The 9,609-nt window shown below is 40.5% G+C and carries 8 protein-coding genes; 3 read left to right on the forward strand and 5 right to left on the reverse strand.

Going from position 1 to position 9,609, the window contains the following annotated elements; all coding sequences use genetic code 11:
• Positions 1–860: 860 nt before the first annotated feature.
• Both QZ562_RS16865 and QZ562_RS16870 read right to left on the reverse strand, forming a co-directional pair.
• A complete protein-coding gene (locus QZ562_RS16865; RefSeq protein WP_293762720.1) occupies positions 861–2,135 on the reverse strand; it encodes an APC family permease in 1,275 nt (424 codons plus the stop codon).
• 777 nt (positions 2,136–2,912) lie between these two features.
• Complete coding sequence (locus tag QZ562_RS16870; RefSeq protein ID WP_293762723.1) at positions 2,913–3,821, reverse strand: LysR family transcriptional regulator; 909 nt, start codon at positions 3,819–3,821, stop codon at positions 2,913–2,915.
• A gap of 290 nt (positions 3,822–4,111) precedes the next feature.
• Here QZ562_RS16870 and QZ562_RS16875 point away from each other — a divergent pair, with 290 nt between their 5' ends.
• Positions 4,112–4,810 carry a pirin family protein gene (locus QZ562_RS16875; protein WP_293762726.1) on the forward strand — a complete coding sequence of 233 codons (699 nt, stop codon included), beginning with the start codon at positions 4,112–4,114 and terminating at the stop codon, positions 4,808–4,810.
• 253 nt (positions 4,811–5,063) lie between these two features.
• Here QZ562_RS16875 and QZ562_RS16880 read toward each other — a convergent pair whose 3' ends face one another.
• Positions 5,064–5,411, reverse strand: coding sequence for a Fis family transcriptional regulator (locus QZ562_RS16880; RefSeq protein ID WP_293762729.1), 348 nt, complete (start codon positions 5,409–5,411; stop codon positions 5,064–5,066).
• 10 nt (positions 5,412–5,421) lie between these two features.
• Positions 5,422–5,706, reverse strand: a complete 285-nt coding sequence (locus QZ562_RS16885; protein WP_293762731.1) for a pyrimidine/purine nucleoside phosphorylase — start codon at positions 5,704–5,706, stop codon at positions 5,422–5,424.
• A gap of 1,057 nt (positions 5,707–6,763) precedes the next feature.
• Between QZ562_RS16885 and QZ562_RS16890 the strand changes: the two genes are divergently transcribed.
• Both QZ562_RS16890 and QZ562_RS16895 read left to right on the forward strand, forming a co-directional pair.
• A complete protein-coding gene (locus QZ562_RS16890) occupies positions 6,764–7,504 on the forward strand; it encodes a dienelactone hydrolase family protein (RefSeq protein ID WP_293762733.1) in 741 nt (246 codons plus the stop codon).
• A gap of 7 nt (positions 7,505–7,511) precedes the next feature.
• Positions 7,512–8,408, forward strand: a complete 897-nt coding sequence (locus QZ562_RS16895) for a hypothetical protein (RefSeq protein WP_293762735.1) — start codon at positions 7,512–7,514, stop codon at positions 8,406–8,408.
• Positions 8,409–8,491: 83 nt separating this feature from the next.
• On the opposite strand, the gene QZ562_RS16900 is transcribed toward QZ562_RS16895, so the two are convergent.
• The coding region (locus QZ562_RS16900) for an SRPBCC family protein (protein ID WP_293762737.1) at positions 8,492–9,609 on the reverse strand (1,118 nt) is incomplete at its 5' end.

The following is a 9,609-nucleotide window of genomic DNA, read 5'->3' on the forward strand; positions in this document are numbered from 1 at the left end:
CTTCCATACCCTCTTTCTTGCACTCTTTCTTGCCATCTTTCTTGCCCATTTCCTTGCCCTTTTTCTCGCAAGTGGGGGGCGTTAAAGGGGAATCACAAAAAGATAAATCGACCGTCAAGGTCACTTTCACACGTCTTGGCGCGGTGCAACCAGCTTAGCGCTCGGTGTATCCGCAGAGATATATGATAAGGAGTTTTTTTTGGTTCGCCGCGATGAGGTTGGTTACGTGGCTTATAGGCCATTAGCTAACATCTTGCGTTTCCTTAACTGTATATTTGGCGTGTAAACATTTACTCAATATGGAATTAATTTACCCTAAAACAAACAAAATGCAAACAATAAAGTCCGGCTTAGCTTAATCTGGGGTGTATTGAAAAGACCAACGTGATGGCTAATCTGAAATGAGCAGCTTGCCCATATTAAAATGAGTCAAATAAAATGGTGCAGTACCTAATTAAAGCAAACCAACACCCTAATGCGCAGCGGCAAAAAATCAATGGCATGCGGTTCATTGATCTGAATTATGTTGAGAAAGGGTTAAATAAAGAGGATGGATGGATTGTTTTATATTTGCGGTGCAGTGGGTGATTAATTGCTAGTCATGAGTGAAAGCGGCTGGGACCTGCTCACACCATCACTATGCTCACATAACCACACTTCACGCATTTCACGCACTTCACAGCATTTTACTCACTTTACACTCTTTACAGTATTGTCATACTTCACAGCATTGTCATATTTCACAGCATTGTCACCATTTAAAGCATTGACAGCATTGACAGCATTGCCACCATTAACACTCAGTTTTACCACGGCATGGCTTACTAGCCGTAGCGCTCTTTGATCAGTTTTGTGTCGCTTCAATCGGGCTTATTTGCAGTACCTTTGGCGGCAATGAAATAAAGCCCTGTGCCCACTACCGAGATCAAACCCAGCATCTGATATGCCGCGGTACTCGCTTGGCTTGCTACCCATAGCGTGGATATTGTTGCGATCGCAGCAATGAGCAAATGCCACCATGGTGCCTTTGCACTGTTCCTATGATCCAAAACGGGCAGCGCCAAAGAAGACAACAGATACATCACCAAACGCGACAGCGTGCTTGCCACAGCTAACGCAGCAAAGCCCGCCCATAAGCTGAACAAAATGGCCGCCGCTCCATAAAATAAGATGGAGACATCGGGTGTCTGAAAGCGTTTAGATACATGGGAAAACATGTCTGGCAATGTGCCTTGTTCAGCCATTGCATAGGTCATGCGCGGGATAACGATACCGCCAGACAGCGTGTTAGCGCTAATTGAAAATGCGGCGGCCAGCGAGATTGCAATCACACCTGCATGTCCCATTACATTGCCCGCGGCGGCGGCGAGTGCACTTTCGTTTCCGACGACTTGTGGCGCGATGGCAAGGTAGGCCCAGATCACCAGCATATACAGCAAAGTAACCGCGGCCAACGTGGTGATCAGTGCCAGTGGCACGTTGCGTTTGGGATTGCGCAATTCGCCTGCAGCAAAGGTTGTGTTCTCGAACGCCATATAGGCATAAAATGTCAGTAATACCACACTTTCCAAGCCACTAAATTGTGGCAAACTTAAACCTACGGCGGGGTCGCGCGTTGCAAGGCCGACAATGACGAGTAAGATCAGCGGAGTGATTTTCACCACCGTCATAAAGCCAAGCGTTCCAACAGAGGCGCGCATCCCAACAAGACTTATCAACGTCGAAAACACAATAAAGGCGATCACCGCACCCGCTTTTAACGTGGGGTCTTCAAGAACTGGAAATAATACCGAAAGGTAAGCGATCATCACTTGCGTGTTTGCCGCCACAGCCACCACGCCAGAAGCATAACGCGCCCAACCCGCTTGGAACCCGAAGAACCGACCAAAAGCTGCACTGGCATATAAAACTGGGCCGCCATGTCGATCAAATCGGGTGGAAAGGATCGCGAAAACCAGCGTCAACGGCAAAATCAGCAGCGCGCCACACAACATCATCCAAGGGGCAAAATTGCCCACTGACGCTACCATGATTGCGGGCAATGCAAATATACCTGATCCGATCATACCGTTCACAGGGATCAGCGCCGTTCCCCAAAAGCCTACCGTTCGCGGCAACGCTTGGTTCTTTTCCAAATTGTCATCCCAAAATTTTACAAATGTAGTATGTGAGCACAATAAACGATATTCCTGACCTATTCAAATCGCTTACAACCACTTTAGGTCCAAAGTCCATATTAAAAACGCACTGTATCAAGTATGGGTTTTGACACGTTAATGCCGCACAGCCATGTACGCTTTTGGGACCCAGTCAATTGTATTTTTGATGACCCTTAAAGAGTTTTCTAATATTTACCATTAGATGCTAGAGCTGTATCAGTTACCGAGTATTAGCGACACCGTTAATATGTCACATATCAAACGTCATTATTATGCGCGTCACTTAACGATTAACACTTATGGCATTGTGCCTGCAGGTCATCAGTAAGACTGGAGCATTGCTCATTTGCGTGACAAATTTTAACGTTACCTTTAACGCTATTTTTAAAACTACCTTTGACACTATCTTTGACATCATCTTTGACACTATCTCTAACATTATCTCTAACACTAACCAAGATCATAGGCGTTGCATGGCGTCAGCAATTGCATGGGGCGGCATAAGCTTTGTTCACTGGGTGCGACGTCGGTTATTGATTAAGGTGATTAAGTTGAACAAGGCGATTAAAGCAAATTATATGCAACCAACATACAGATAGCTTCAAGGATGAAGGGCTATATCTGCCAGCGTTTACACGCAGCGTCATTGGGCGACGCGTAAAAATAGACAGTCGTAAGATTTATGGCTTTTATTTTTATTTGTTTTATTTGTTTTATTTGTTTTATTTTTTACTGGTTTTATTTTTACTGGTTTTATCGGGTCGCAAATACCTCTGACCAATTGACAGCCTGTAATTTTTTGATAAACCAATTTAGTGCCTGACCAGACATATCCTTATGCCAAGCCATATAAATAAACTCAGGCTGGCGTGGTACCTCAATTTCTTTTATCACTAAGGTGCCCTGTCTTAATTCATCAATAATCATATGTTTTGGCAAAAAACCAATCCCTAACCCCATGCTTTGAGCATTAATTTTTGCAGACATATTACTTACCCGTATCACTCGTCGGGTGTCTAATAATCCGGTCGTTCGTCTGATATATGATGTGGCTGAATCAGTAACAACGATAGATGCAAACTTTTTTATATCGTCGCCAGTGATAATCTGTGTTTTTTCAGCCAACGGGTGGTTTGCTGCTACCGCAAAGCAAAATTCAACTTTTGCTATTTCAACTACGTTAATATTTCCTTTGGGTAATTCACCTGTTGCCCCAACGACGATTTGTGCGTGATTAGACAGTAGAGACTCCCAAGAGCCACTCAACACTTCTTCATTTATCGAAATTTCTGTCATTTTGTTGAGTTGATCAAATTCACTGATAAGTGAAAAAATTATTGGCAACGGTACCAGTGTATCAAGCGTGATACTTAATTGTGTTTCCCAGCCCGTTTCTAACTGCTGAACTGCGTTTTCTAGAGCTGAAGTGGCAACCAATAGTTGTTGGCCTTGCTCTACTATTAATTGGCCAGCAGACGTCAAAACCGCACGTTTTTTTGATCTATCAAATAAGGCAACGTTTAAATCGCTTTCAAGCTTAGCGATGGTATATGTTAATGCAGATGGCACTTTGAATAAGACTTTGGCCGCGCCAGCAAAACTGCCTTGTTGATGTATGGCTTCTATTGCGCGTAACGCGTCTAAAGTGATGGCATTTTTCATTAAGCTGACTTTCTTTTTACGTTGGGTGTGGCTGTTTTAAATATTACATCGAATTATTTGAATTAACATTTTAAATAATTTCTATTTTTTCCTTTCAACGATAGCATTATAATAAAAAAAGTGGCTAATCGTTGTTAATTCAGTCAATTAGACGTCATTAATCATTAAATTAATATTTAATTATTTTGAAGTAATACGGATCAATAACATCAGCTATTCAGGTAATTTAACCCAGGTTAATTAATATCAACTGAAGCAATCGTTATTCTTTCATCAACAGGAGTAAAACCATGATCAATATTATTAAATCAGGATCAAGAGGCCAAGCAAACCATGGTTGGTTACAAAGCAATCATACTTTTTCGTTTGCTAACTATTACAACCCAGATCGTATGGGGTTTTCTCACTTGCTTGTTATTAACGATGATACGGTGAAAGCGGGCCATGGCTTCGATGCGCACGGTCATCGAGATATGGAAATTATAAGTTACGTTCTCGAAGGTGATATTGAACATAAAGATAGTCAAGGCAACTCACGAATACTTCCCGCGGGCGAATTTCAATTGATGTCAGCAGGCAGTGGTATTACCCATAGTGAATACAATGCCAGTGATACCCAATCATTAAAATTTTTACAAATATGGATAAAACCTAACGTACTTTCCGGTAAACCAAGTTACCAGCAAAAAGATTTTGGCCAGCAATGGGGACTGACTAAAGTGATTTCTCCCAATGGGGATGGCGACAGTTTACACATCAAACAAAACGCCACATTGTTTCAACTTTTTATGCAGCCTAATCAACATCAATTATTTACGATTGAAGAAGGTCATGACGTTTATGTGCATTTAATTGCTGGTGAAATTGAGCTTGATGGCAAACTTTTAAAACCAGGTGATGGTGCGAAAGTAGATAAACAATCAGCATTACATATCAGCTCGGCCAGTGATAAAAAAGTTCAGGCGTTGATCTTTGAGCTTGGAAAATAAATACCAAGCATGTCGGTTTAAAATGGGTGAGTATATTTAGGCATATGTTTTTTTATGAGGTTTTTTATGACGTTTTTTTATTAGATGAGCTTAAATCAATTAATGTGTCGTTCAGTGGTTTTGGTCTACAGAAGAACATTATGTATCGCGAAACTTAAATTTTGGCGACTAAAAGCTTTACCACAGTTTAGCTTTTTAGCGTGTGATTGATGGTTTGTTCGACAAATAAGACAATACAATCGAATACAAGGACTTAATTAACCGCTAACCTGCGTGTCCAATCACCGTTATGTTCCAACAAGCAAGCTTGTTCCGAATCAAAAAACACATGACGTCTAGCATCTTTGAGTAAAATACCTGCTTTTAAAAGTTGCTTTTGAATTTGCTTACGCAGTTCAATATCTTGTTCATTAAGCAACATAACATCTACCGACTTTGACTCGTCAAGTACACAAGTGATCACCAAGCTGCCTGGGAAATTGGCATAATTGGCAGAGTGAGTTAACCACTCAAAGCCAATTATGTTTTGTTTAGCCGTTTCGCAAACAATCGTCAGTGCTTTCACCACATTATTGTCTAACTTTTTGACTGTTTTATTCATAACTTTTTAGCTACTTGCCATAAGTACACAAGTAGACCGTGTCGCTTTTGACTTGAACTTTAAATTTTTGGTTAGCTTCAATAGTAAATTGTTGACTTGGACCAAAGGTTTCCCATTGCTCACTGTCGGGTAATTGCACGGTTAATGAGCCACTGACCACGGTCATAGTTTCAAATTCGCTGGTACCAAACTCGTAGTCACCCGCGGCCATAACACCTACTGTGGCAGGCAACGTATCCGTTTTAAACCCAATAGACTTAACTTTACCATCAAAATATTCACTTACTTCAAACATACTGTTCCCTATTAATCATATAAATAAATCCTGAGCACAATCTACCAGTTTTTATCGCGATTAAAGCCACTAAGAAAACCTAATGTAGAAGTAAAAGAACTAGAGCACTTCAAAATGTTATTTTCATACTTAGGCTAATCACTTTTATACCATTGTTTTTAATCACTTTTTCTTTTTGAAAATGTATTTACACGCTACCTCAGACCCTAAGAACGGTTACTTATTTGTCAACAGCAATAGCCTCAATCTAGATATTTTGCTCCATCGTCTTTTTTATTATGAAAGAATGCAACGCAGTAAAATCTAGGTTTTAATTTAGGTAAAATTTAAGCTTTGATTTAAGTTTTAATTTAAGCTTTGATTTAAGTTTGGTTCTAGGTCATTCAGGTATTAAATTATTCATAACACCTTTCTATCAATGCGTTTACTAAGACCAACAAGTAATATTGAAGTACTCGGGCCTACACTGTTTGTGTTCATCTCGACTTATTTTTTTTGACACAACAGGTTGCTACTATTATTTAAATTTTTGGATGTGCCCAATACAGGTGTTTTGATAAGAGTATTGACAAGTGATAAAGCGAATACCAAATCAATCATAGTCTTGCGTATGTGATTTTGTGATTTTGTGATTATTTGATTTTGTGATTTTAAATTTTGATGCTGTCTTGAATGTGAAAGATCCGTCTACGGTTTTGAGCAAATAGGGCCTAGTCGATTAGACATGATCATCTATATCAAAAAATAGCCAATAAACAAGCTGAGAACTCACTTTATCCTCAGTCAATCGATGAGCAGTATGTGTGGGCAATTTAATCGATGCTTGGTAAGTGTGATCATTAGATGTGATCATTAGGTGTGATCAATATCTATGAGCAATAGGTGTGATCAATATCTATGAGCAATATGTATGATCGGTAGGTATATTTTTATAGCTAATTTTATAGCATAGTTGTTCTTGTTGGCCTAAATCACTTAAGCGAACACTGACCAGTAAACTTTGCTAAATCAGGCCTTTATAACAACTGCCTGAATTTTGAAACTTAAAAGGAAAAACATGATTATTCAGCATCACGTTAAGGATATACAAACGACAACGGGTTTGATGCGTACATCAGTTTTTAGACCATCTGAGAAAGGAACATTTCCTACTATTATTTTTTACTCAGAGATATTTCAGCAGACGAGCCCTATTACTCGTAGTGCTCAAATATTAGCCAGTCATGGTTTTGTGGTGTTGGTCCCTGAGATTTTTCATGAACTCAATCCACTCGGCACGGTGCTAGCCTATGACGACGCTGGAAAAGATAAAGGGAACGCAGACAAATTCACTAAGCCACTCGAGCATCACGATTCAGATACCCAAGCTATGGTTGATTTTGTGCAGCAGCAACCTTATTGCACGGGTAAAATAGGTGTAATGGGTGTATGTATTGGTGGTCACCTTGCTTTCAGAGCAGCCTTGAACGGGCAAATATCTGGCGCCTTTTGTTTATACCCTACAGACATACACTCAAATACTTTACCTTGCGATCAAGGCAATGATTCTTTAACCAGAAGTGGCGATATTAGCTGCCCTGTCGTGTTGGTATTTGGCAAACAAGACCCGCATGTTCCCGCACAAGGTCGGGCAATTATTCACCAAACACTCAGCCAAAATGAATGCAATTTCAGCTATCATGAGGTGGTCGCGCAACATGCTTTTATGCGTGATGAAGGTGACAGATATGACGCAGCGTTAGCCATACAAATGTATAGAATGGCGACTGATTTTTTTCATCACTCTTTGCGCCTATAGCTGCGTAATGAAGTACTCATTGTTAACCATCAGCATCAAACCGACTCTTGCCAGACTCATTCTTGTCAAGCTCAGACTTGTCAAACTCACTTTTGTTAAACTGGCTTTTGTTAAACTGGCTTTTTGTTGCGTGTTAATGATGCATTGTTTTCACGCGATGTCTGTGACGCAAGACCAGTTTAAAGTACATGGATTATCTGCCTTTGAGAACGAACAGGCAAAGATGCTAAAAGACTGGCTCACTCAGGGAGTTAATGCAACACGCGACACCTTAGGCGTTTACCCTACGCCATTGGCGTTACATCTTTACCCAAGAGAGTCTAATCAACCTGTGCCATGGGCTTATACAAGGCGTGATGGAAAAGGCAGCGTACATTTGCACGTAGACGTTCGTTTTGGTCTCACAAAATTTGTCGACGACTGGACCATTTACCATGAACTCGCACATATGGCCTTACCTTATTTAGGTGATGAATATAGATGGTTTTCTGAAGGTTTTGCTAGTTTTATGCAATATCAAATTATGGCGCAAGCTGGATTATTAAAAGGGAAGTTAGTCGACAATTACCACACCAAAATTTCTCCACACTTACGGTGGTTCAATAGCGACTTAACGGCTGCATCCATTGCCACAAGATTGATGGACAATCAGCAATACCCAGCGGCCTATTGGGGAGGGGCTTATTTTTTTATCATCGCGGATCAATTATTAATAAAAAGACATAGCACAACCTTGACTGAATTAATTACTCACTATCAAGACTGCTGTCGCACACATGATAAGAATCTGGCGGATGTGGTGACTTCTCTGGACGGCATTTTAAATGAAGCATTATTCAGTCGTCTGTTAGAACAATATGAAAACAAACCTGCTCGTGAAGTGTACCCAGAAAATTTTGAGTGAAAATGCATTTGGGTCTCAGGTCTAGCGCTAGGTTTAGCAATAGGTTTAGACCAAGGACAACATCGTAAAGACTGTTGTTATGTTCACCCTATGAGTTTGCTCAATTGTTGATGAAAATGAACGATCGCCGGTTCAAAATGACCAAAAGTAAAAGCATCATTCGCGCCAGATTCGATACTTTTTTGTATTGACCTGACCAATGCTATATCTTCCATTGCACCTGTTTCAGTAACAAAGCTCAAATCCCGTTTAGCGGCTTCTAACGCACCTTGTTGATCGCCATCTTTAGTTGGGTTGGTTAGTTGATATATCGTTGTTCTAGTGGTGCGCAAATCGACAGGCTCGAGAATGATCACGTTTGTATGATGTGATAACACGGTGACAATAACATTTGGAAAAATATGATAAACGTAAGTTAATCTTCCAGATACGTCTCGTTCAGATGGTTCAACGTCGATAAGGCTTTCGATTCTTCTAAACGGAAACGTGACCCTAGCATGTGGACCACAGAATTCGATAATGTTGAGGTTATCGTAACCAAACGGATAGAAGGTATCAGGATGTGCAAATTTAATATGATAACCTTCCAAAAAACTTTCGAGATAAATTTTCCAGTTGGCTGAAACCGTTGCTTCATTCTTATTGATAATAATTTGGCTGGGCTGAAGAAAAGTGGGTAATTCCTCTAATGGATTCGCAGTCTGTGCTGTTGCATCTTGCTTGACAAAAATTAGCCCACACTGCTCAAAGACGTTAACTTCAACAAGACCATGCTCGGATTTGTCAAAACCCGGAAATCCTTGCTCATGGGGTATAGCTTGTAATTTGCCATCCAATCGATAAACCCAGCCGTGATAAGGACAAACAAAGGCTTTTTTGCAACCCGATTCGGAGACCAACTGCGTGCCACGATGTCGGCAGGCATTGATGAAAGCTCGAATTTTATTATCTTGACCACGGACCACAATTAGAGGAACACCTGCTACATTTTGAGTAATAAAATCTCCTCTTTTAGCTAATGAAGCACAGGGGCATATTGCTATGAGAGACTGCTTTAAAATAGACAGTTCATTTTGAAAACGTTTTTCTGAACAATAATTCTCAACGGGTTCACGCCAGACCTTGTCTCCCTGATCAGTTGTAGCGTTTTTAACATGGCATAATACCTGTTCTGCTACCTGAGTATTGTTCATATATTGTT

Origin of the sequence: uncultured Paraglaciecola sp., assembly GCF_913058035.1 — a bacterium.
Classification (GTDB): Bacteria; Pseudomonadota; Gammaproteobacteria; order Enterobacterales; family Alteromonadaceae; genus Paraglaciecola.